The organism is Streptomyces sp. WMMC1477 (assembly GCF_027460245.1).
Taxonomy (GTDB): domain Bacteria; phylum Actinomycetota; class Actinomycetes; order Streptomycetales; family Streptomycetaceae; genus Streptomyces.
Map to the genome: position 1 here is coordinate 4,581,222 of NZ_JAPZBD010000003.1, position 23,779 is coordinate 4,605,000.

At 69.7% G+C, this 23,779-nt stretch carries 17 protein-coding genes and 1 pseudogene (1 of these 18 running past the window's edge); 12 read left to right on the forward strand and 6 right to left on the reverse strand.

The window, feature by feature from the left end; translation table 11 throughout:
• Positions 1-23 precede the first annotated feature (23 nt).
• The 3 genes from O7609_RS20515 to O7609_RS20525 all read left to right on the forward strand — a co-directional run bounded on the left by O7609_RS20515 (position 24) and on the right by O7609_RS20525 (position 1,959).
• A complete protein-coding gene (locus O7609_RS20515; protein ID WP_269744384.1) occupies positions 24-1,226 on the forward strand; it encodes a S8 family serine peptidase in 1,203 nt (400 codons plus the stop codon).
• 64 nt (positions 1,227-1,290) lie between these two features.
• Positions 1,291-1,656, forward strand: a complete 366-nt coding sequence (locus O7609_RS20520) for a WXG100 family type VII secretion target (protein ID WP_269735536.1) — start codon at positions 1,291-1,293, stop codon at positions 1,654-1,656.
• 15 nt (positions 1,657-1,671) lie between these two features.
• The gene (locus tag O7609_RS20525) at positions 1,672-1,959 is read left to right on the forward strand and encodes a WXG100 family type VII secretion target (RefSeq protein WP_269735535.1); all 288 of its coding nucleotides are present in this window, start codon (positions 1,672-1,674) and stop codon (positions 1,957-1,959) included.
• Positions 1,960-2,063: 104 nt separating this feature from the next.
• Here the strand turns inward: O7609_RS20525 and O7609_RS20530 are convergent.
• The 4 genes and pseudogenes from O7609_RS20530 to eccCa form a co-directional block, all read right to left on the reverse strand.
• Positions 2,064-2,453, reverse strand: a pseudogene (locus O7609_RS20530) (transposase); the annotation flags it as partial.
• Between the two features lie 605 nt (positions 2,454-3,058).
• Positions 3,059-3,598, reverse strand: a complete 540-nt coding sequence (locus O7609_RS20535; RefSeq protein WP_269735533.1) for an SMI1/KNR4 family protein — start codon at positions 3,596-3,598, stop codon at positions 3,059-3,061.
• A gap of 26 nt (positions 3,599-3,624) precedes the next feature.
• The gene (locus O7609_RS20540) at positions 3,625-8,409 is read right to left on the reverse strand and encodes a DUF6531 domain-containing protein (protein WP_269744012.1); all 4,785 of its coding nucleotides are present in this window, start codon (positions 8,407-8,409) and stop codon (positions 3,625-3,627) included.
• A 102-nt stretch (positions 8,410-8,511) separates the two neighbouring features.
• Positions 8,512-12,486 (reverse strand): type VII secretion protein EccCa, encoded by a 3,975-nt coding sequence (gene eccCa, locus O7609_RS20545; protein ID WP_269735531.1) that lies wholly within the window; start codon positions 12,484-12,486, stop codon positions 8,512-8,514.
• Between the two features lie 163 nt (positions 12,487-12,649).
• On the opposite strand from eccCa, the gene eccD reads away from it, so the two are divergent.
• From eccD to O7609_RS20575, 6 genes are all read left to right on the forward strand, one after another.
• Positions 12,650-14,125: a type VII secretion integral membrane protein EccD gene (eccD, locus tag O7609_RS20550; RefSeq protein ID WP_269744013.1), complete on the forward strand. Its 1,476-nt coding sequence runs from the start codon at positions 12,650-12,652 to the stop codon at positions 14,123-14,125.
• A gap of 238 nt (positions 14,126-14,363) precedes the next feature.
• Positions 14,364-14,657 carry a 30S ribosomal protein S15 gene (rpsO, locus tag O7609_RS20555; RefSeq protein ID WP_219092875.1) on the forward strand — a complete coding sequence of 98 codons (294 nt, stop codon included), beginning with the start codon at positions 14,364-14,366 and terminating at the stop codon, positions 14,655-14,657.
• A 280-nt stretch (positions 14,658-14,937) separates the two neighbouring features.
• Positions 14,938-17,163 carry a polyribonucleotide nucleotidyltransferase gene (locus O7609_RS20560; protein WP_269737179.1) on the forward strand — a complete coding sequence of 742 codons (2,226 nt, stop codon included), beginning with the start codon at positions 14,938-14,940 and terminating at the stop codon, positions 17,161-17,163.
• A 35-nt stretch (positions 17,164-17,198) separates the two neighbouring features.
• A complete protein-coding gene (locus O7609_RS20565) occupies positions 17,199-18,539 on the forward strand; it encodes a M16 family metallopeptidase (protein WP_269744385.1) in 1,341 nt (446 codons plus the stop codon).
• A 40-nt stretch (positions 18,540-18,579) separates the two neighbouring features.
• Positions 18,580-19,335, forward strand: coding sequence for a 4-hydroxy-tetrahydrodipicolinate reductase (gene dapB, locus O7609_RS20570; protein ID WP_269735528.1), 756 nt, complete (start codon positions 18,580-18,582; stop codon positions 19,333-19,335).
• A gap of 12 nt (positions 19,336-19,347) precedes the next feature.
• Positions 19,348-19,908 (forward strand): hypothetical protein, encoded by a 561-nt coding sequence (locus tag O7609_RS20575; protein WP_269744014.1) that lies wholly within the window; start codon positions 19,348-19,350, stop codon positions 19,906-19,908.
• A gap of 16 nt (positions 19,909-19,924) precedes the next feature.
• Here O7609_RS20575 and O7609_RS20580 read toward each other — a convergent pair whose 3' ends face one another.
• Together O7609_RS20580 and O7609_RS20585 are read right to left on the reverse strand one after the other, a co-directional pair.
• The gene (locus O7609_RS20580; RefSeq protein WP_269735527.1) at positions 19,925-20,491 is read right to left on the reverse strand and encodes a hypothetical protein; all 567 of its coding nucleotides are present in this window, start codon (positions 20,489-20,491) and stop codon (positions 19,925-19,927) included.
• A gap of 140 nt (positions 20,492-20,631) precedes the next feature.
• Positions 20,632-20,871, reverse strand: a complete 240-nt coding sequence (locus O7609_RS20585) for a hypothetical protein (RefSeq protein WP_269735526.1) — start codon at positions 20,869-20,871, stop codon at positions 20,632-20,634.
• 242 nt (positions 20,872-21,113) lie between these two features.
• Here O7609_RS20585 and thyX point away from each other — a divergent pair, with 242 nt between their 5' ends.
• From thyX to O7609_RS20600, 3 genes are all read left to right on the forward strand, one after another.
• Positions 21,114-21,806, forward strand: a complete 693-nt coding sequence (gene thyX / locus O7609_RS20590; protein WP_269744386.1) for an FAD-dependent thymidylate synthase — start codon at positions 21,114-21,116, stop codon at positions 21,804-21,806.
• Positions 21,807-21,964: 158 nt separating this feature from the next.
• Positions 21,965-22,864 (forward strand): 4-hydroxy-tetrahydrodipicolinate synthase, encoded by a 900-nt coding sequence (gene dapA / locus O7609_RS20595; RefSeq protein WP_269744015.1) that lies wholly within the window; start codon positions 21,965-21,967, stop codon positions 22,862-22,864.
• Positions 22,865-22,970: 106 nt separating this feature from the next.
• Positions 22,971-23,779: the 5' portion of a ribonuclease J gene (locus tag O7609_RS20600; RefSeq protein ID WP_269744016.1), read on the forward strand. The gene runs 877 nt beyond the window's last position; only the first 809 of its 1,686 coding nucleotides appear in the window; the start codon lies at positions 22,971-22,973; its stop codon lies off the right edge, out of view.

The window sequence follows — 23,779 nt, forward strand, 5'->3', positions numbered from 1 at the left end:
ACCAAGGAGGGGTCACCTTGTCAGTGACATTGTTTCGACGGGTCTCCTTGCTGACAATTTTGGCATCTCTCCTGGGATCATCGATCTGGCTGGCGCCCGCAGCGACTGCTCGTGACATCAGCGAGGAACAATGGTACCTCGGACCCATGAAAGCCGAGGAGATGTGGGAAGTCAGCACAGGTGAAGGGGTTACGGTAGCTGTCATTGATTCGGGAGTGAAATCGAGCGCAACGCTCAATGGCAGGCTGCTGCCCGGTGAAGACCTCACTGATCTCCCTGGTGATGCTACGGACGACTATCTCCCCCATGGCACGAGCGTGGCCGAAGTAATTGCCGGAACGGGCAAGAACGGCGGGGTGCAAGGAATCGCGCCTGGGGTCAAAATTCTGCCGCTTCGAGTGAAACTGGCGACCGACGAAGATGACGGCTGGGAAGACAGTGGTGAAACCTCTCTCGAGGATGCGATACGCGTAGCGGCTGATAGTGATGCTCGAATTCTTAATATGTCGATCGGATCTGTCCCCACGCAGGCACTGGAATCAGCTGTCGACTACGCCGTTAGCAAGGGGAAGCTGATTTTTGCGAGCACTGGCAATAATGGAGATGAGGGTAATCAGCCGATATTTCCAGCATCTTACGCCAATGTGGTAGCCGTTGGCGCGGTCAACAAAAACAATAGGGTTGCGGAGTACTCGCAGTACGGTCAAACTGATCTTACGGCGCCGGGTTCTGATATTCCGGTTTGGTGTGACAAAGACTTTACCAGTTACTGCATGGGTGACGGAACAAGTATCGCAACAGCTGTTGCTTCCGGTTCTGCAGCACTCATTTGGGCGGAACACCCGGACTGGACAGCCAATCAGGTTCTCCGGGTCATGATGGAGACGGCTAGCAAGCCCGCCGACGGGAGTGACTACAGCACCAAGCTGGGGTACGGAACCGTACGGCCCAGGAAAGTCCTCCTAGACGGGGAGGGCGATCCGGGGGACCCGAACCAGCATCCGCTGCTCAAGGAAGAAGCGTCACCTTCCCCTTCGGCACCCACCTCAGCGCCGCCCGAGGAGAAGCCGGCTGACAACGACGACTCGAAGTCGGACTGGGTGGAGGTCGCCGAGGAAGACGATGGCGACGACGGGCCGTCAACGGGCCTGCTGATCGGCGGTGCCGTCGCGGCCGTGCTCGTCGTGGCTGCCGGAGTCGGGTTCCTGGTACTGCGCCGCAGATAGCCCGCCGTCGAGCAGCCGCAGCGAAAGACCACTCAAGCAACCACTCGCTCTGGAGGAGGAGCACATGGCCGAGGGAAACAACCCGGGCACCGGTTTCAGGTCAGAAGACGGAGACCTTGCGCAGCTCATCAAGGACGTCGACGCGATGCAGAGCACGCTGCAGGGCAGGATCTCCGCTCTGAACGCTGCGGTGGACACGATCGAGACCGGTTGGAAGGGTTCGGCCGCGGGGGCCTACAACCACCTCCAGCGTCAGGCGAACGAGTACGCCCGGAAGCTCTACGACAAGCTCCGCTTCATGGAGGAGGCCCTCCAGATGAGCAAGGACGGCTTCACCGCGAACGAGCTGGAGCAGCTGGAGAACTTCAAGAAGATTCACGGGCAGAGCCCGATCAGCGACTTCGTCGACTCCTCGGCGACCGTCAAGTAACGAGAAGGGGGAACCATGACCATCGAGGTCACGTACGGGACGGTCACCACGGCCGCCAGCGACATCCGCAAGGCGGCGGGCGAGATCGGCACCCAGCTCTCCAGCCTGCAGGGTCGCGTGGCGAAGGTCGTCGCCGGCTGGGATGGTGAGGCCAGGGAGGCCTTCCACCTGAAGCAGCGCGGTTGGGACCAGGAGGTCCAGGGGCTCAAGGACACCCTTGACGCCATCGCCACCGCGCTCGACAACTCGACCGCCGGCTACCAGGGCACCGACAAGAAGACCGCCACGCTCTTCGACTTCTGAGTTGCGTGCACTGCACGTGAGGGGGCGGACGCCTGCATGGCGTCCGCCCCCTCACGTGCGAGACAGGTTGCCGAACTGCGGAGTGGGAGGTAGGAGAGCTTCTCTCACGTGGCGTTCCTGATCAGCTTCTCGTAGCAGGTCAGAGCTGCTGCGAGTCCGAGGAAGGCCGGGAAGTGCGTGCCTCTGCGCTCGTATCGGACGGTGGGGCGACGGTAGTCGATGAGCCAGAAAGCCGACCGTTCGCTCTTCCAACGGCGCCGGCCGAGGTGTTCCCTGGATTCGATGCCCGGCCGGGCGATGCGCGGGACGAGGCTGCGGCTGCGCGGCGATCCCAAGTGCCCGGCCGCGTGGTAGGCCTTGTCCACACGGAGCTTGGCGGGGCAGCGTCGGCACGGACCTCGCCGCGGCCTGATGGCGGGTATGCCCAGGATCAGCGGCGGCAGGGCTTGGCTGTCATGGACGTTCGCGCCGGACACACCGAGTACGAGCGGTAGGCCCTGGGCGTCGGAGACGGGCCGTGCTCACTGCCGTGGTGTACGTGCTGATGAGCGGATGCGCGTGGGGGGGCATCTTCCCGAGACGTTCGGCGTCTCACCCACCACCGCGCACAGTCGGTTCTCCGCGTGGACGGAGACCGGGCTGTGGAGACGGCTGCGCCGTGCCGTCTTGGACGAGATCGGTGCTCGCGGTGAGCTGCGCCGGACCTCGGCGATCGTCGATGCTGCCTCGGTCCGTGCTGGAAGGGGCGATCGCTGACTGGGCGCGATCCGGTCGACCGGGGCAAGAAGGGCAGCAAATTGCACCGCTCATCTGACGGAGCCGTCCCTCCTCCCTGCGACCGCGAAGCGAACGAAGGGGTCAACGGAGCGACCAGCGAACAGTGTTCGTCAGGAAGTAACCGTTGTGACAGATCGACGCCCATGGGAGGCATCATGCCTCATTGATCTCACGCCGCGTGAGGCGAGCTTTGGTCGAGCTTGTGGGAGGAGTACGCTTTGAGCATTTGGCGTAGAGGTCATACCTGCCGGTCGGTGACATTATCGTTCTTGGTGGTTCTTCTTATCTCTATTCCGGTGAAGGCGTCACCTTGAGTGTATTCCTATTGAAGGATGTCGTCGTTGGAGTCAAATAGGTGATTATCAAGGGGTAGCGCGGGAAAGTACTCGGTGTCTGCATCTCCTGTTAGGACTGACAGGAGGAACGGAGCGCACTGGGTGGAGTGGCGCTCCCACTCGGGGCCCCGGCCCTCATGGAGCATCACGGTCCATTCTGCGGGTTTCTGGTCAGGCCGGACCAGCCAGTAGAGCATCGCCCCGCTGCCTTCGATGTAGGCCCATGGGAGGATTTTCGAGCCTTTGCCGTGAAGTTCCGCTGGTTTGGGCTCTGTCTGCCAAAGCGTCGTGAGTTCCTCGAGTCGTTCCGTTGCCTGGTCGGTGAGGTTGTAATCCTTGTCAGGGCACTCCGGGTCTAGGAGCCAGATCGTCTCATCGAATGCCCCCCCTCCGTACAGCTCCACGAGTTCTTTGTAGTCCTCGGGGAGTGCGGTGCCGAGTGTCCGCTCGACGGAGGCCCAGTCGCGCACTTGGCGTGGCCTTCCGGGCGGGACGAGTTCGGTGAGGCGTGCCACGGCGACATGCATGACGGTGTGTCTCCTTGTGTGCGAGATTATGGTTTGGGGACGTTCAGTATCGTTATCGTGTTCGTATTGCTGCTACTGCCGTAGGGGGTGAAGCTGAAGCCGCGGTCTCCATGTGCCTCGAGTGTGAGTCCCAGCGGCGTCACGTCGGTGGGGTCGTTGGTTCGGTAAACGGGTGTGACGGTGTACTCGACCGTCTCTCCGTTGTCGACGGCTGCCCTGATCTGGTCTTCGATCATCTTCATGACAGGAGAGTTAGCGTTGCGGTGCATGGTGACGAAATTCCGCAGATCTTTGTTTGATCCACCAATCTGGGCGCCAAGCAGGTGTGTCTTGTTCAACTTCTTGTACTTCTGATAACCGGCGACTCCGTTGGCGGGGGGATTGGTCTTTCCGCCGGTCATATCCGGTTCGATCGTCGCATGCATCCCAGTGGCACGACCACCGGGCCCGGGCGCGCCGTAGTGGACGCGGCCTCCCCAGGTGACGTCGTTCTCGTCGCAGGGGGCGAGGCCGAGCGGATCGACCAGTGAACCAGGACTGTCGACATACGCGACGGGATTCGGGGCCGGGGCGAGGCCGAGGGGGTCGGGGGTGGTGTAGCGGGCGGTGTCGGGGTCGTAGTGGCGGAAGTAGTTGTAGTGGAGCTCGGTCTCGGGGTCAGCGTATTGGCCGGGGAACCGGAGCGGGGTGTAGGCGGTGGCGTCGCGGTTCCATGTCGTGCGTCCCCAGAGGGTTGCCCGGGTGTGCCAGGCGATGTGCCCGGCCTCGTCGACGAGTTCGGTGGGGGTGCCGACGAGGTCGGTGACGATGGCGAAGAAGCGGGCGTCGACCTCGGACTGGTCAATGGGGTTGAGGCGGCGCTCGGTCTGGGTGAGGGGGCGGTAGCCGTCGTGGTCCCAGGTGAGGGCCGTGTGCGTGGTGGAGTTGACCTCTTCGGCGAGCCGGGTGTCGTCCCAGGTGAAGCGGATCTCCTCGGCGACGGTGTGGCCGTCTGCGGCCAGGCGCTGCTTTGCGGTGCGGCGGCCGAGGGGGTCGTAGTGGTAGCGCCAGACGGTGCCGTCGGGGGTGGTGCAGCCGGTGAGGCGGTCCTCGGCGTCCCAGGTGTAGCGCCAGGTGTCGGGCTTGCGGGACAGCCGGGTCTGCTGGCGGAGCGTGGTGCGGCCGGCGGCGTCGTACGCGTAGCGGATGCGGCCGGCGGTGAGGAGACGGGTGCCGGAGTATGTGCGCTCACCGCGCGCCTCGGAGTGAGGGGCGTGGTCGGGCCACTGGGCGGCGGTCTGGTTGCCGGCGCTGTCGTAGGCGTAGGTCTCGGACCAGCCGTCGGCCGTGACGCTGAGGGGGCGGCCGGTGGGGTCGAGCGCGTAGTGCTCCGTGTCGCCGGTGAGCCGGTCGGTGACGGCGGTGAGGTGATGGTCCGGGCGGTACGTGTAGGCGCGGGAGCGCAGGGTGCGGGCCTGGCCGGTGAGCGTCTGGCTGGCGGGACGGCCCAACGTGTCGAAGGTGGTCGCCAGGGTGATCGGGCTGTCCGGGGTACCGAAGGAACGTTGCTGTTCGCGGCCGAGGGCGTCGAAAGCGAACGCCAGTGCGTGGCCGTTGACGGTGAGGCCGGTGCGGTTGCCGGACTGGTCGTAGGTCAGCTCCGTCACGACCCCCGTCGGGGTGGTGCGTGACGTGCGCCGGCCGAGGGCGTCGTAGCCGTAGCGCGTCGTGCGGCCGTCGACACTTTCCGCCAGGACGCGGCCCATCACGTCGCGTTCGAGGACGAGCGTCGATTCCGGGTTGGCCGCGCGTATGAGGTGGCCTGAGGCGTCGTAGACGTATGCGGTGACGGTTCCCTCGACGTCCTTCGTGACGGGACGGCCGAGGCTGTCGTGGGTGTAGCTGATCTGCTGACCCAGCGGCGTGGTGCGGGAGGCCAGGCGGCCCGCGGCGTCGTGGGCGTAGGCGATGGTGCGGTCGTCGAAGTCGGTCTCGGAGGTGAGGAGGCCGCGGGCGTTGTAGCCGTAGTCCCAGGTGAGGCCCTGCGGGTTGAGGACCTGGGTGAGGCGCAGCTCGGTGTCGTAGCGGAACTCGTAGCGCACGCCGTCGGGGCCGGTGCGGGCGGTGAGCTTGTCGAAGTGCCCGTACTCCATGGCGGTCAGGCCGCCGCCCGGGTCCGTGTGGGAAAGACAGTTGCCCTCGCCGTCCCACGTCCACGTCTCGCTCGTGCCGTCGGCCGCGATGCGACGGGACGGCTTGCCCTCGACCGTCCACTCGAGGCGGGTCGTGCCGCCGAGCGGACCGGTGACGGCCACCGGTCGGCCGAACGCGTCCCGGACGAGGGTGGCGGTGTTGCTCTCGGCGTCCGCGGTGGCCACGACGAGACCGGCGGGGTCGTTGTGGAGGCGCTGGGTGTTGCCCGCCGGGTCGGTGACGGTGGCGGTCGCCCCACGGTCGTCGTGAGTGAACCGGGTGGTGAGGCGCTCGGGGGTGGTGAGGGCCGTGCGGTTGCCGCGCTCGTCGTATGTCTGCCGCCACGTTGCGCCGTCGGGGCCGGTGATCTCGACGGGCAGGTTCAGCGCGTCGTAGGTGGCGGTGGACGTGGAGCCGTCGGGCAGGTGGACGGCGGTCAGGTTGCCGTGGTCGTCGTAGGTGTAGGTGGTGGTGTGGCCCAGGGGGTCGGTGCGGGAGAGCAGATGGTCGCGGCGGTCCCATTCCTGGCGGGTGGTGTGGCCGAGCGGGTCCGTCTCGGCGACGACCTGGGCCAGGTGGTTGAGCTGGAACGTGGTGGTGGCGCCGGTGGAGTCCGTGTGCCGGGTGATCCGGTTCTCGAGGTCGTAGGAGAGGGTCGAGGAAAGGTGTCCCTCGGGGCCGACGGTCTCGATGACGCGGCCGGAGGCGTCGTAGACGTACGTGAACGTGGAGTCGTTGCGGTCGGTCCATGACGTGATCCGGCCTTCGGCGTCGTAGGTGAACCGCAGCGGAAGGCCGGAGGGGTTGGTGACGGCGTCGAGGTTGCCGCTGTCGTCGTAGCCGTAGGCCATGACGCGCTGCGGGCCTTGCGGCGTGCGCAGGGCGATGCTGGTCACGCGGCGGGGACCGCCGTCGGGCAGCGCCGCCGTGCTGATCTCGACGTGGTAGCCCCCGGTATGGGTCACGGCGATGGGGACGCCGTCGGCGTCGCGGTGGACGTCGACACGGTTGCCGTTGCGGTCCTCGATGTCGGTCAGCCAGCACAGCGCCGGGTCGTCGAAGACTCCGCCGGGAAGCTCTCCGCTGGCCGGGAAGCGCCGGGTGTGGCCCGTGTGCGGGTCGGTGACCGTGAAGACGGCCGCACCGGCGTCGTCGTCGGCGCGGACCAGAGGCAGCCGCGGGCCTTCCACCGGCAGCACCGGCTCGCCGTCCGGCTCCGGGGCGCGGGGGTAGATGAGAGTGGAGCCGTCCTGCCGGGCGAAGAACACGGAGCCGTCGCCGTCCATGTGGAGGCGCTCGTCCAGCGTGCACGCCCAGGAGCGGCCGAAGGAGTGGCCGTAGCGGTAGTTGGAGAGGTGGGTGCGCGACAGGACCAGCGGGAGCACGCCCGGCAACTGGAGGTCCGTCTGAGCGAGGACCATCTGCCCGGTGGCGACGTCGATGGGGTCGCCCACGCACTTGTAGAGGTCGACCGGGCGGCTTTCCAGCTGCGGGTTGGACAGGGAGTTCCGCAGCGAGTTCGGCTGCGTCTTCGTGCGCTGGAACGAGAAGTCGAGGGGCTTGCCGGGGGTGACGGGGCCGCCTCGGGGTCCGGGGCCCGGGTCGCCGCCCTGGCCGGTCTTGATGCTGTTGATCCGGTCGCGGGTGTCCCGTTCGTTGGTGTCGTGGAGGTTGGAGGTGGTGCGCACGCGCTTGGGGATGTTGCCGCCGACGTGGTCGGTGAGCGTCTTGTGCGCCTTGTCGAGCGCCTCCATCATGCGGTCGGCGACGGGGTCGATGACCCCGGCGATGTCGTCCTTGCCCCGAGTGCGGTTGTGGTTGCTGCGGGCGAGGGTCAGCCTGCTCTTCGTACGGCCGTTCATGGTGATGCCGACGCCGTCGAGGGACGTGACGGCGCGGTCGTGCTCGCCCGGGTCGACGCTGAGCTTCTTCAGCAGCCCGCGCATGGTCGGCACGCCGTCGGCGGACGCGAGGCCGAGGGACTCCTGCCCGCTCTGCACCCCGTCCTGGATCCCCTCCTTGCCGGCCTCACCGATCTTGTCCATGTCGACGCCGTCCTGGAGGCCCAGGCCGTTGGCGGCGATCTGGACGACGAGCTCGGTGGCCATGCTCTCCAGGGCGACGACGGCCGGTTCGGCCATCGCGGCGATGATGTGCTTGACGGCCTCGTCCATCGCCGTCTGGATGGCCTCCTTGACCAGCTTCCGGCAGGTGGCGACGGCCGCCGCGCCGATCACCGTGGACGCGCCGAAGGTGAAGAAGGCGCCGACGGCGCTGGTCGTCGCCGTGGCCGCGCAGGCGACGAGGTGTCCGACCGCTACGACCTTCTGCGCCTCGATGATGCCCGCGGCGCCGTCCAGCGCGGTCGCCATGATCCGTGCCGCGGAGGCCAGGTCCTTGAGGTGGGTGTTGTCCACCTTCTCCCAGTGGCCGTTCAGCGCCGTGAGCGCCTCACTCTCACCGGAGGAGATGAGCCGCTTGACGCCCTGGCGGGCCGAGTGGGCGTCGTCCTCGACGTCGTCGGCGAAGTCCCGCAGGTTGTCCGCCATGTCGCGGTAGGCGTCCTCGTCGACGTTCGGCCACGGAACGCCGATGAGATCCAGCACCATGTCCGCCTCGGACGGCAACACCACTGCCATCGAACCCCGCCCCCCACCAAGCCAGTTCACCCCGAGAATCGAACAACAATTTTGTCATACGGGGTTTGCGAACGAGGTGGGCCAACGGTTTCCGGACAGGCGTCAGACCTGGTTGTTCGGCAGCCAGCCCACCTGGACGAGCGGCGCGCCCCGCTTTCGGGAAGCGAACACGCCCCGCCCGGGCGGCATCGGCCGGGCCCGGACGTTGCCGAGGATGTCGCCCTCCATCGGGTCACCTGACAGGACGACGCCCTGGGCGCCGAGCTCCTTGATGCGCTGCATGAACGCCTCGTAGAACGACCGGGACGCGCCCGAGGCGTTGCGGGCGATGATGAACCGGACGCCGATGTCCCGCGCGAACGGCAGGTGTTCGGTGAGAGCGGCGAAGGGGTTGCCGGTGGAGTTGGCGACCAGCTCCCAGTCGTCGACGACGATGAAGATGCGCGGCCCCGACCACCAGCTCCGGTCCCGCAGCTGCTGCGGCGTGACGTCGTCCGGGGGAGTGCGCTTCTCCATGAGGTCGCGCAGCGCCGCCACATGGGTGTCCAGCCCGTTGGACATCGCCGCGTACACGATGAGGTGGGAGTCCGGGATGCTGCTCAGGAGGCCACGCCGGTAGTCGGCGACGACGATCCTGGCCTCGTCGGGCGTGTAGCGCTCGGTGATCTGCTTGGCCAGCAGCCGGATGAGCGCCGTCTTGCCGGATTCGCTCTCGCCGAAGACGAGGAAGAAGGGGTCGGTCTCGAAGTCGACGTAGACCGGTTCGAGGTTGGTCTCGTCGATCCCGAACGCGATGCCGCGCTCGGGACGCTCGTTGCCCTTGGGAAGCTGCTGCGCGGGCACCTCGCGCGGCAGCAGCCGTACGGCGGGCGCGGGGTCCGCCGTCCACGCCTCCCGCACCCGGGCGACCATCTCCTCAGTGCCCTCGGAGAGGGTGTCGGCGTCGTTGCTGCCGTCGATGCGCGGCATCGCGGCCATGAAGTGCAGCTTCTGCGGGGTCTGCCCGCGGCCGGGCACGCCCGCGGGCACGTTCGCGGCGACCTTCCGGTCGAACTCCGAGTCCATGGTGTCGCCGAGGCGCAGCTCCAGCCGGTTCCCGAGCTGGTCCTTCAGCGCCGGCCGCATCTCCATGCTGCGCGACGACGTGGCGATGACGTGGACGCCGTAGCCCAGGCCGCGCCCCGCGATGTCCGTCACGACCTCGGTCAGCAGGTCGTACTCCTGCTTGAAGCTCGCCCAGCCGTCGATGACCAGGAAGACGTCGCCGAAGGGCTGGTCGGTGATCTGCCCACGGGCGCGGCGTCGCCGGTAGGTGGCGACGGAGTCGATGGAGTGCGCGCGGAAGTACTCCTCGCGGCGGGCGAGGATGCCGGCGACCTCGGCGACGGTGCGGCGTACGCGTTCCGGGTCCAGCCGCGAGGCGACGCCGCCGACGTGCGGGAGTCCGGACACGGCCGTCATGCCGCCGCCGCCGAAGTCCAGCCCGTAGAACTGCACCTCCCGCGGTGTGTGCGTGAGTGCGAACGACGAGATGATCGTGCGCAGCAGCGTCGACTTGCCCGACTGCGGTCCGCCGATGACGAGCATGTTGCCCGCCGCTCCGGAGAAGTCGACGTAGAGGACCTCGCGGCGCTGCTCGAACGGCTTGTCGACGAGCCCCAGCGGGACGACGAGACGGCCGAGCTGCGGGTGGCCGGGGACGCTGAGTCCGCGGTCCTCCACCGTCGTCAGGCCCTGCAGCAGCTCGTCCAGCGGGGATGCCTTGTCCAGGGGCGGCAGCCACACCTGGTGGGCCGGGGGCCCCTGCCCGTCGAGGCGGCGGACGATGACGTCGAGCACGGTGTCGGCCAGTGCCTCGTCCTCCGCCGTGTCACCGGCGTCGGGGCGCTCGGCCTGCGGCTCCGCGGCCGCGTACCGGACGGGCACGGGCGCGGCCGTGAACAGGGCGGGCCGGCGCTCGACGGTCGGGCCGGTGCCGGAGCTCACCCGGTTCGAACCGGCGGTCCGGTAGACGCCGGAGACGTAGGCGGCCTTGAAGCGCGTCATCTCGTCCGTGCCGAACTTCAGATAGCCGGAGCCGGGCACCGAGGGAAGATGGTAGGCGTCGGGGACACCGATGGCGGTGCGGGACTCGGCGGCGGAGAAGGTGCGCAGGCCGATGCGGTACGACAGATAGGTCTCCAGGCCGCGCAGCCGGCCTTCCTCCAGCCGTTGCGAGGCGAGGAGCAGGTGGACGCCCAGCGACCGGCCGATGCGGCCGATCTGGATGAACATGTCGATGAAGTCGGGCTTGGCGGTGAGCAGCTCGCTGAACTCGTCGATGACGATGACCAGCGAGGCGATCGGGTCCAGTGGGGCACCGGCGGCGCGGGCCTTCTCGTAGTCGTGGATGTTGGCGTAGTTGCCGGCGTCGCGGAGCATCTCCTGGCGGCGGTTGAGCTCGCCGCGGATCGAGTCGCCCATGCGGTCGACCAGCGTGAGGTCGTCGGCGAGGTTGGTGATCACCGCGGCGACGTGCGGCATGTTGGACATGCCCGCGAACGTCGCGCCGCCCTTGAAGTCCGCGAGGACGAAGTTCAGCGTCTCCGACGAGTGGGTGACGGCGAGGCCGAGCACGAGCGTCCGCAGCAGCTCCGACTTGCCGGAACCGGTCGCGCCGACGCACAGGCCGTGCGGGCCCATGCCGTCCTGCGCGGCCTCCTTGATGTCGAGCATGACGGGCTGGCCGTCCTCCCCGACGCCGATCGGTACGCGCAACCGGTCGCCCTGCGAGCGGGGCCGCCAGGTGCGGGCGACGTCGACCGAGGCGGCGTCGCCCAGCGCGAGCAGGTCGGTGAACTCAAGGTTGGCCAGGAGCGGTTCGTCGTCGTCCCCACCGGCGGAGACCCGCAGCGGCGCCAGCTGACGGGCGAGGGCCTCGGCGGCCTCCACCGCCAGCGTGTCGGGCTCGCCCTCGTAGACGAGGCCGTTCGCGGCCTCCATGCGCAGCTCCCGCGGCCGCACCACGACGGACAGCCCGCCGCGCGGTTCCCGCAGCTCGCCCGGCACCACCTCGATGACCGTCACGCCCTGCAGTCCTTCGGGCGACGCGAACACCGAGGTGGGCGGCACCGTCGAACCGTCCAGCACGAGGACGACGTGGGGCTGGTCCAGGACGGGCTGGGCCTGCGGGTGGAACCGCGTCCGGCCGTCCAGCCGGGGCCGCAGCATCTCCTCCAGCTCGATCAGGTCCTCGCCGATCAGCCGGCGGGTGCCGGCGCCGTCGATCGAGCCCGGGATCTGGAGGTGCGGCAGCCACTTGGCCCACTCCCACCGGCCGGCCGCCTCCGGGCCCCCGGCCGCGACGGCGACCACCAGGTCGTCGGGCGAGTGCAGTGCGGTCATCTGGGCGACGAGCGCCCGCACGGAGCCGTGGACGCTGTCCGGACGGCCGGAGACGGTCAGGTGGTAGAAGGCCCGCAGCGACAGCGCCATGGGCAGGCTGTCGACGGTGCTGTGCGTGGCGATGAACCGCTGCATGGCGCCGGCGGTCAGCGGCTCCAGCTCGTCCACCGGTGCCGTGTCGGGCGCCACGAGCGGTGAGGCGAGCTGCTGCGCCCCCAGGCCGACGCGGACCTGGCCGAAGTCCGCGTCGCCGACACGGCGTTCCCAGACGCGGCTGCCCTCGGCGACGAGCGCCCACAGCTGCTCGGGTGCCGGGTGCAGGTAGAACTGCGCGTCGCGTTGTTTCGCGGCGTTGTGGTGCACCGTGCGCCTGGTCTGGGCGAGGTACTTGAGGTAGTCGCGGCGCAGCTGCGCCATCTGCCCCTGGGTGCCCCTGCGGAAACGGATGACGGTGAAGACGACCATGGCGACCGTCGAGACGGCCATGACCGCGCCCATGATCCGCATGAAGGGCATCGGCGACATGAAGAAGAACACCACGGAGCCGCCCATGCCGAGCATGGGCACGACCTGCATGAGGACGCCTTCCTGAGGCCCCCGCGGCAGCTCCGGCGGGGGTTCGAGACGCACGTCGTCGCCAGGCACTTCGGGCGGCAGCACCCGTGGCGGGCGCTTGACGACGATCTGACTCACGAGTGCATCAATCCCTCACAACGGACCGGAGGTTAATCGGTGGCCGTCGCCCCCGTGGCAGCGGTCTCCCTCCGCGCTGGGCGATCCTACTCGGCGGGTGGGCCCCGGCATCCGGATAGGGTGTCGCTCGCCGCGTGCGCAACTGTGATGAGGGGGCCGTTAGGTGAGTACGTCAGCGAGCGCGTCGGCTCCGGCGCCGACCGCCGCCACCACGGGGTTCTGCCGGGTGACGATCGTCGGGCCGGACAGTCGGATCGACGTCGCGCTGCCCGAGGACCTTCCGGTGGCGGACCTGTACGCGGAGATCCTGAGGCTGAGCGCGCAGACGCCGGCCGAGGGCGCTCCGGTGGGGTACAGCCTGGTCCGCCGGGACGGGACGGTCCTGGACAGCGCCCGCTCGCTCCTGGCCCAACGCGTACTCGACGGCGAGGTGCTGAACCTGCGTCCGTTCGCGGAGTCGCTGCCGCCCGCCGTCTTCGACGACGTGTCCGACGCCGTGGCCTCGGCCGTCACCCGCGACCGCACCCTGTGGAACGACCGGCTGATGCGCCTGGCCGGGCTCGTCGGCGGTGTCGTGCTGCTGACACTGATGGCCGGCATCGTCTGGTTCGCGGACCCGGTGGGTCACGACATGCACAGCCTGGCCGGGATCATCGCCGGCGTCACGGCCGTGCTGCTGCTGGCCCTGGCGGCCGTCCGGGCCCGGGTGTACGACGACCGGGCCGCGGGAAGGGCGCTCGGTCTGGCCGCGCTGCCGCACGCCATGGTCGCCGGCTCGGGCGTGCTGCCGTTGATGGACGGGCACGGCATCGGCCGACTGCAGTTCCTCCTCGGCTGCGTGGCCGTGCTCCTCGCCTCCACGCTGCTGATCGCCGTCATGCCGGGAGGCGACGCCCCCTTCGTCGCCGCCGCCTTCGCGAGCGCCGTCGGCACACTCGCCGTGTTCGGCATGATCCTGTTCGACGCGGACGCCCTCACGGGGGCGGCCGTCTGCGCCCCCTTCGCCATCGGCGTCATGGCCTTCCTCCCCGGACTCTCGGCGCGCTTCGCCCGCCTCCCCATCGGGTACGCCCCGCCGCGGCCCAGCCAGGAGACGGCGGCCATGACCGGCGGGGACCCGTTCGCCCCGGCCGACCCCGGCCCGGTGGACCCGGAGCGGATCTCCGGCCAGGTGCGGCGCGGCCACGAGATGCTGCTCGGACTCGTCGGCGGCTGTGCCCTGGTCGTCGCCGGCGCCGCCACGACGCTCGGCTTCTCGGACAACGTCTGGGCCCAGGTCCTCGCGCTCGCCTCGGGTGTGGCCCTGCTGCTGCGCGCCCGCCTCTTCCGCTACACGTCGCAGATCGCCTGCACCCTGGCCGCGGGCATCCTCGCCGTCGCGCTGCTCGTCACGGCGCTCGCGCTGAACTCGCCGGTCACCCAGGACGGGGGAGACCTGCGCACGCTGTGGCTCGCCGCGGCGCTCGCGGCGGGGGCGGCCCTCGTCACCGGCATCGGGCTCATCGTCCCGCGGACGGGGCTCACCCCGTTCTGGGGCCGGTTCCTCGACCTCTTCGACGCGCTCGTCCTGCTGTCCCTCACCCCGCTGTGCCTCGCCGTGCTGGACGTCTACGACGCCGCTCGCTCCATGACGAGCTGACACTGGTGACCCCGGCCCCGCGCGGGCCCGGGGTCACGGACGGTGTAGGCTACGGGTGGCCGTTCGTGTGCGCGGTGCTCCGGTGCTGTTCCAGCACGGTGCTCCGGCGCCGGCGCTCCCGTAGGCGCCCGACGGACCGGAAGAAGCCTCCCGAGTTCCGGAAGCTCCCCTGTGCAGTGGACCAGGGGCACTCGGTGGCCCTGCCCGAGGGCAGGAGAGAAACCCCTAAGGAGTGCGTGTGTCCTCTCTCGACGCCGCGACGAAGAAGAAGATCATGTCCGAGTACGCCACCAAGGAGGGCGACACCGGCTCCCCCGAGGTCCAGGTGGCTCTGCTCACCCAGCGCATCAAGGACCTCACCGAGCACCTGAAGACGCACAAGCACGACCACCACTCGCGTCGTGGTCTGCTCCTCCTGGTCGGTCAGCGCCGTCGGCTGCTGCAGTACCTGGCCAAGAAGGACATCGCGCGCTTCCGTACCCTGGTCGACCGCCTCGGCATCCGCCGTGGCGCCGCCGGCGGCGCGCGCTGAGTCATGATGGAGGGAGCGGTTCCCGTCACCGGGACCGCTCCCTTCGTCGTACCCCGCGAGACGCCTGATCTTTGTAGGCTGGCTCACGGGAGACGACCCACAACCGAATGAGGCGGAGCGCACCCGCACGACGCCGGTCCTCGGTAGTGGCCCCCGGACGGACCAGGACGTACGACAGTCCGGGAGCTTCGATCGAAGACCGGCCCGAACAGGGAGCGCTCCACCCGCCGCGGTCCGCCGCGACACGCGCGGTGGACGAATGTACGAGGAGATTTTCCTGGTGGAGAACGAGACCCACTACGCCGAGGCCGTGATCGACAACGGCGCGTTCGGCACCCGCACCATCCGCTTCGAGACGGGCCGTCTGGCGCGTCAGGCCGCCGGCTCGGCCGTGGCCTACCTGGACGACGACACCATGGTGCTGTCGGCCACCACCGCCTCGAAGAACCCGAAGGACCAGCTCGACTTCTTCCCCCTGACGGTGGACGTCGAGGAGCGCATGTACGCCGCGGGCAAGATCCCGGGGTCCTTCTTCCGCCGCGAGGGCCGGCCCTCCGAGGACGCGATCCTCACCTGCCGCCTCATCGACCGTCCGCTGCGCCCGTCCTTCAAGAAGGGCCTGCGCAACGAGATCCAGATCGTCGAGACGGTCATGGCGCTCAACCCCGACCACCTGTACGACGTGGTCGCCATCAACGCCGCCTCGTGCTCCACGCAGCTGGCCGGCCTGCCGTTCTCCGGCCCCATCGGCGCCACCCGCGTCGCCCTGATCAAGGGCCAGTGGGTGGCGTTCCCGACGCACACCGAGCTGGAGGACGCCGTCTTCGACATGGTCGTGGCCGGCCGGGTGCTGCCCGACGGTGACGTCGCGATCATGATGGTGGAGGCCGAGGCCACCGAGAAGACCGTCGAGCTGGTCCGCGGCGGCGTCACGGCGCCGACCGAGGAGGTCGTCGCCGCCGGCCTGGACGCCGCGAAGCCCTTCATCAAGGTGCTGTGCAAGGCCCAGTCGGACCTGGCCGCCAAGGCCGCCAAGCCGACCGGCGAGTTCCCGATCTTCCTCGACTACCAGGACGACGTCCTGGAGGCCCTGACCGCCGCCGTGCGCGACGAGCTGGCCCAGGCGCTCACGATCGCGGGCAAGCAGGAGCGCGAGACGGAGCTGGACCGCGTCAAGGCCGTCGCCGCCGAGAAGCTGCTGCCGCAGTTCGAGGGCCGGGAGAAGGAGATCTCCGCGGCCTACCGCTCCCTGACCAAGGAGCTCGTGCGCGAGCGCGTGATCAAGGAGAAGAAGCGCATCGACGGCCGCGGGGTCACCGAGATCCGCACCCTGGCCGCCGAGGTCGAGGCCATCCCGCGGGTGCACGGATCGGCTCTGTTCGAGCGCGGCGAGACCCAGATCCTGGGCGTCACCACGCTGAACATGCTCCGGATGGAGCAGCAGCTCGACACCCTCTCCCCGGTGACGCGCAAGCGCTACATGCACAACTACAACTTCCCGCCCTACTCCACCGGTGAGACGGGCCGCGTCGGCTCCCCGAAGCGCCGCGAGATCGGCCACGGCGCACTCGCCGAGCGCGCCCTCGTGCCGGTGCTGCCCACCCGCGAGGAGTTCCCCTACGCCATCCGCCAGGTCTCCGAGGCGCTGGGCTCCAACGGCTCGACGTCCATGGGCTCGGTGTGCGCCTCCACCATGTCGATGCTGAACGCCGGTGTGCCGCTCAAGGCGCCCGTCGCCGGTATCGCGATGGGCCTGATCTCGCAGGAGATCGAGGGCGAGACGCACTACGTCACCCTGACCGACATCCTCGGTGCCGAGGACGCCTTCGGTGACATGGACTTCAAGGTCGCCGGCACCCGCGAGTTCGTCACCGCGCTCCAGCTCGACACCAAGCTCGACGGCATCCCCGCCTCCGTGCTGGCCGCCGCGCTGAAGCAGGCCCGCGATGCCCGCCTGCACATCCTCGACGTCATGGGCGAGGCCATCGACGTCCCGGACGAGATGTCCCCCAACGCCCCGCGGATCATCACCGTGAAGATCCCCGTGGACAAGATCGGCGAGGTCATCGGCCCGAAGGGCAAGATGATCAACCAGATCCAGGAGGACACCGGCGCCGACATCACGATCGAGGACGACGGCACGATCTACATCGGTGCCGCCGACGGCCCGGCCGCCGAGGCCGCCCGCACCACGATCAACGGCATCGCCAACCCGACGATGCCCGAGGTCGGCGAGCGCTACCTCGGCACGGTGGTGAAGACGACGACCTTCGGCGCCTTCGTCTCGCTGCTCCCCGGCAAGGACGGCCTCCTGCACATCTCGCAGATCCGCAAGCTCGCCGGCGGCAAGCGCGTGGAGAACGTCGAGGACGTCCTCGGCGTGGGCCAGAAGGTCCAGGTCGAGATCGCCGAGATCGACCAGCGCGGCAAGCTGTCCCTCGTCCCCGTCCTGGAGGACGAGGAGAGCGGCGACGGCGAGAGCGCCGAGGCCACGGACGCCAAGTGACGCGTACGAGCCGTTCGACGGCCCGCCCCTCCCGAATGGAGCGGCGGGCCGTCGCCCGTACCACGACCCTGCTCCCCGGCGAGGACGGCGCCGGAACCGTCCGCCGCACGGTGCTTCCCGGCGGGCTGCGCGTCGTCACCGAGACCCTGCCGACCGTCCGCTCGGCCACCTTCGGCATCTGGGCCCACGTCGGCTCCCGGGACGAGACGCCCGCGCTCAACGGCGCCACCCACTACCTGGAGCACCTGCTCTTCAAGGGCACCGGGCGGCGCAGCGCCCTGGAGATCTCCGCGGCTCTGGACGCCGTCGGCGGCGAGATGAACGCCTTCACCGCCAAGGAGTACACCTGCTACTACGCCCGGGTACTCGACAGCGACCTGCCGCTGGCCATCGACGTCGTCTCCGACATGCTCACCGGCTCGCTCATCCGCCCCGAGGACCTGGACGCCGAGCGCGGCGTCATCCTCGAGGAGATCGCGATGACCGAGGACGACCCGGGCGACTGCGTGCACGACCTGTTCGCCCGGACCCTCTTCGGCGACACCCCGCTCGGCCGCCCCGTCCTCGGCACGGTCGAGACGGTCGAGGGCCTCACACGGGACCGGGTCGCCCGCTTCTACCGCAAGCACTACGACCCGACCCGCCTCGTCGTGGCCGCCGCCGGCAACCTCGACCACCGGGCCGTCGTCCGCCGGGTCCGGGCCGCCTTCGAGCGGGCCGGAGCACTGGACCGCACCGACGCCACGCCGCTGGCCCCGCGCTCGGGCAACCGCCGGGTCACGGCGGCCGGCCGGCTCGACGTCGTGCGCCGCCGTACCGAGCAGGCCCACCTCGTCCTCGGCATGCCCGGCGTAGCCCGCACCGACGAACGGCGCTGGGCCCTCGGCGTCCTCAACGCCGCTCTGGGCGGCGGCATGAGCAGCCGGCTCTTCCAGGAGATCCGCGAGAAGCGCGGCCTGGCCTACTCCGTCTACTCGCACACCTCCGGCTACGCCGACTGCGGGCTGTTCGGCGTCTACGCGGGCTGCCGGCCCGGCCAGGTGCACGACGTCCTGCGGATCTGCCGCGAGCAGCTCGCCGACGTCGCCGAGAACGGGCTGCCCGAGGAGGAGCTGCAGCGGGCGATCGGCCAGCTCTCCGGGGCCACCGTCCTCGGTCTGGAGGACACCGGCGCCCTCATGCACCGTCTCGGCAAGAGCGAGCTGTGCTGGGGCGAGCAGATGTCCGTCGACACGATGCTGGCCCGCATCGGTGCCGTCACGCCGGACGACGTGCGCTCCGTCGCGGCCGACGTGCTGGGCCGGAGGCCCTCGCTGTCGGTCATCGGCCCGCTGACCGAGAAGCAGTCCGCCAGGCTGGACACCGCCGTCGCCTGACGTCCTCCCGTACCGCCTCGACCCGAAGGAACACCCAACGATGAGCAAGCTGCGTGTGGCCGTGATCGGCGCCAAGGGCCGGATGGGCGCAGAGGCCGTCCAGGCCGTGGAGGCCGCCGAGGACCTCGAACTCGTCGCCGCCCTGGGCCGCGGCGACCGGCTGGAGACACTGACCGAGGCCGGGGCCCAGGTGGCCGTCGAGCTGACGCACCCGGACTCCGTGATGGCCAACGTCGAGTTCTGCGTCCGCAACGGCGTCCACGCCGTCGTCGGCACCACCGGCTGGACCGACGAGCGCCTCGCCACCCTGCGCGCCCAGCTGGCCGACTCCCCGGACACCGGCGTCCTCATCGCCCCCAACTTCGGCATCGGCGCCGTGCTCACCATGCGCTTCGCCCGCCAGGCGGCCAGGTTCTTCGACTCCGTCGAGGTCGTCGAACTGCACCACCCCGGCAAGGCCGACGCGCCCAGCGGTACGGCCGTGCGCACCGCCCAGCTCATCGCCGAGGCCCGCCGGGAGGCCGGTTGCGCCCCGCAGCCGGACGCCACCGCCACGGCGCTGGAGGGCGCCCGCGGTGCCGACGTGGACGGCGTGCCCGTGCACGCGGTCCGGCTGCGCGGCCTCGTCGCCCACCAGGAGGTCCTCCTCGGTGGGGAGGGCGAGATGCTCACCATCCGGCACGACTCGCTGCACCGCTCGTCGTTCATGCCCGGCGTGCTCCTCGGCGTCCGCCGCGTGCCCTCGACCCCCGGCCTCACCTTCGGTCTGGAACACTTCCTCGACCTGGACGACTAGGAGGGCCCACCCATGCGGGCCAAGATCACGTACTTCGTGCTGGCGGCGGTGCTCGTCGTCTACTTCGCGCTGGTCGGCAGCCGGGGCGTGCTGCTGATCCAGCAGGGCACGGCGATCACCGTCACCTTCGGCGTCGCCGTGCTCGTGCTGCCGCTCATCGGCGTCTGGTTCCTGTGGCAGAACACCCGCTTCGCCCTGAGCGCCGGACGGCTCACCCGGGAGCTGGACGCCGAGGGCGGGCTGCCGCGGGACGAGCTCGAGCGCACCCCCTCCGGGCGCATCGACCGTGCCTCCGCCGACGCCGTCTTCGCCCGTCGGCAGGCCGAGACGGAGGAGCGACCGGAGGACTGGCGAAGCTGGTTCCGGCTGGCCGTCGCCTACCACGACGCCCGCGACACCCCGAGGGCTCGCAAGGCCATGCGGCACGCCATCACGCTGCACCGACGCGAGGAGACGTCGCGGGCCGAACGCGCGGCCGCGGAACCGGCCACCGGCGCCCGGGAGACCTCCGCGGTCCAGGCGGCCTCGGAACGCCGGGAGGCCGAGGGCGAGGGCACGCCGCAGACCCGGTAGCCGGGAACCCCGCCGTTCAGCCCCGCCGGCCGGGCCCGTAGTCGGCGGCCCAGGCCTCCAGCACGTCCGCGGCCCGCTCGAAGCTCTCCGGCTTACCGAGGAAGTCCCCGCTCCTGTCGGTGACGAGCGTGCGCAACGGCTCGCCCGAACGCCGCTCGATCAGCACGGCCTGCCCCTGCACGGTGCGCGGAAGGCCGAGCCAGCGCACCGGCTGCTGCACCGTGCGCACGGCCGCGATCTTCGGCCACTTCACGGTGACCGTGTGCGTCAGGCTGACCTGCCGCACGCCGTGCGAGCTCACCCACACGCCCACCCGCAGCACCCGCAAGGCCACCAGCAGCAGCGCCACCGCGGAGCCCAGGCACACGGCGGCGCCCGACAGCGTGCCGGCCAGGGTGATGACGACGGCGGAGATCAGCAGGTAGGCGGCCAGCAGGAGCAGTACGGCCGCGCTCCCGACCCGCCACGGCCCCGGACGGTAGGGGCGGCGCCACCGGCCCCGGTCCGCGTAGGGCAGCGGCTCTTCGGAGATCTCGGCGCCCGCGCTCAGTTCGTGGTCGGCCGACAGGATGGTCAGGGGCACGACGGGTCCTCGCTCGCGATCCGGGCTGTGCGGGAGGGCGGGATGCCCGCCCTGTGACCGGTGAGGGTATCGGGACCGTCCGCGCCCGGTCACCCCAGGGCGCACAACACGGCGCGCCCGGCGTACCCGGGCGCCCCCGGTCAGCGGTCCTCCGTCGCCTCCTGCTGCTGTCCGCGGGGCTCCTCCAGCCGCACGTCCAGCGCGGGCGCGGCCAGCAGCATCGAGCCGATGAGCCCGGCCACGACGACGAGCGTCAACAGCACGCGCCCCGCCAGCACGCCGGCGCCCGGCCGCTCCCGCGGCGGCGGCGTGACGTTGCTGCGGAACCGCTGGGCCTCCACGTCGGGGGCGAACGGCTCGGGTTCTCCTCGGCGGAACATGGGCTCCGGGCTCCTTCTCTTCATGATCGACGGCTACGCGGTGAACGTCCGGCGTTTCGCCCGCGTGCCCGATTTCGGGGACTTCCTCAAACATATGGACGACAAGGACAGGTCTGCGGTTGCTTGCCCCGAGCCGGGTGGTGCCGGGGCCGTCCGAGCCGGGCCGTAGGCTGGGCGTCGCCGACGATGGACGTGATCCGGAAGGACCCTTGGTGACCGACGAACCCCGCTTCCGCAGCGACATGACCGTGGAGCTGGTCAAACACAGCGCGGCCGACACCGACGTGCTGTGGGCGGCCCGGGTCTCCACGGCCGGGGAGCAGTCGCTGGACGAGCTCAGCAAGGACCCGGAGCGGTCCAAGGGTCTGATCAACTACCTCATGCGGGACCGGCACGGCAGCCCCTTCGAGCACAACTCGATGACGTTCTTCGTCAGCGCCCCGCTCTTCGTCTTCCGCGAGTTCCACCGTCACCGCGTGGGCTGGAGTTACAACGAGGAGAGCGGGAGGTACCGGGAGCTGGAGCCGGTCTTCTACGTGCCCGACGCCTCGCGGAAGCTCGTGCAGCAGGGACGGCCGGGCAAGTACGAGTTCGTCGAGGGCGCCCCGGAGCAGCTGAAGCTGGTCGAGGGAGCCATGACCGCCTCGTACGAGCAGTCCTACGCGGCCTACCAGGAGATGCTGGAGGCCGGGGTGGCGCGCGAGGTCGCGCGGGCGACCCTGCCCGTGGGGCTGTACTCCTCCATGTACGCCACGTGCAACGCGCGCTCGCTCATGCACTTCCTCGGCCTGCGCACCAAGCACGAGCTGGCCAAGGTGCCCTCGTTCCCGCAGCGGGAGATCGAGATGGTCGCCGAGCGGATGGAGGCGGAGTGGGCCCGGCTCATGCCGCTGACCCATGCCGCCTTCAACGCGAACGGCAGGGTCGCCCCCTAACCCGTCGGTTGTGTCCGGATTGCGGTATTTCACGGGGTTCATCTACGCTGAAGGCACGGACCCGGCACTGCTTGAACCCCCGAGCAGGCAGTGCCGGGATCCCCATGTGTGAGCCCCGAGGGGGCGTTCGGCATGCACCTGCGAGTAGCGTGGACCCCATGGCTCCGACCTCCACACCGCAGACGCCCTTCGGGCGGGTCCTCACCGCCATGGTCACGCCGTTCACCGCGGACGGCGCGCTCGACCTCGACGGTGCCCAGCGCCTTGCCGCTCACCTCGTGGACGCCGGGAACGACGGCATCGTCGTCAACGGCACCACCGGCGAGTCGCCCACGACCAGCGATGCGGAGAAAGCGCAGCTCGTTCGGGCGGTCGTGGAGGCCGTCGGGGACCGGGCGCACGTCGTGGCCGGAGCCAGCACCAACAACACGGCCCACAGCCTGGAGCTCGCCCGCGCCGCCGCGAAGGCGGGCGCGCACGGCCTCCTCGCGGTGACGCCCTACTACAGCAAGCCGCCGCAGGAGGGCCTCTACCGTCACTTCACGGCCATCGCGGACGCCACCGAGCTGCCCGTGATGCTGTACGACATCCCCGGCCGTTCCGGGGTCCCGATCAACACGGAGACGATCGTCCGGCTGGCCGAGCACCCGCGGATCGTCGCCAACAAGGACGCCAAGGGCGACCTCGGGCGGGCGAGCTGGGCCATCGCCGCCTCCGGCCTCGCCTGGTACTCCGGTGACGACATGCTGAACCTTCCGCTGCTCTCGGTGGGTGCCGTCGGTTTCGTCTCGGTCGTCGGCCACGTCGTCTCGCCCGAGCTGCGCGCGATGCTCGAGGCCTACACCAGCGGCGACGTCGCCAAGGCGACGGAGATCCACCAGAAGCTCCTGCCCGTCTTCACCGGTATGTTCCGCACCCAGGGCGTGATCACCACCAAGGCCGCCCTCGCCCGCCAGGGCCTGCCGGGTGGCCCGCTGCGGCTCCCGCTGGTGGAACTGACGGAGGAAGAGACCGAGCAGCTGAGGCGCGATCTCGCCGCCGGCGGGGTAACGCTGTAGGCACCAAGGACTTCACAACCACATAGCGACACAACTGAACCTGCACAACGAAACGCGCGCGCCACGTGCCCGGCAGGGTGCGTGGCGTGCGTGGTGAGGAGCTTTCTTGAGCCATCCACATCCAGAGCTCGGCCCCCCGCCGAAGCTCCCGAAGGGCGGCCTCAGGGTCACCCCGCTCGGCGGCCTGGGCGAGATCGGCCGCAACATGACCGTCTTCGAGTACGGCGGCCGTCTGCTCATCGTCGACTGCGGCGTCCTCTTCCCGGAGGAGGAGCAGCCCGGCATCGACCTGATCCTGCCGGACTTCAGCTCGATCCGGAACCGTCTGGACGACATCGACGGGATCATCCTCACGCACGGGCACGAGGACCACATCGGGGGCGTCCCGTACCTGCTGCGCGAGAAGCCCGACATTCCGCTGATCGGCTCCAAGCTGACCCTCGCCCTCATCGAGGCCAAGCTTCAGGAGCACCGCATCCGCCCCTACACCCTCGAGGTGCGGGAGGGGGACACGGAGCGCGTCGGCCCCTTCGACTGCGAGTTCATCTCGGTCAACCACTCGATTCCCGACGCCCTGGCCGTCGCGATCCGCACCCCGGCCGGCCTCGCCGTGCACACGGGCGACTTCAAGATGGACCAGCTTCCGCTGGACGGCCGTCTGACGGACCTGCGGGCCTTCGCCCGGCTGGGCGAAGAGGGCATCGACCTGCTGCTCAGCGACTCGACCAACGCCGAGGTCCCGGGCTTCGTCCCGCCCGAGCGGGACATCTCTCAGGTCCTGCACCAGGTGTTCAGCCGGGCCAAGCGGCGCATCATCGTGGCGAGCTTCGCCAGCCACGTGCACCGCATCCAGCAGATCCTCGACGCCGCCCACGAGCACGGCCGCAAAGTGGCCTTCGTCGGCCGCTCGATGGT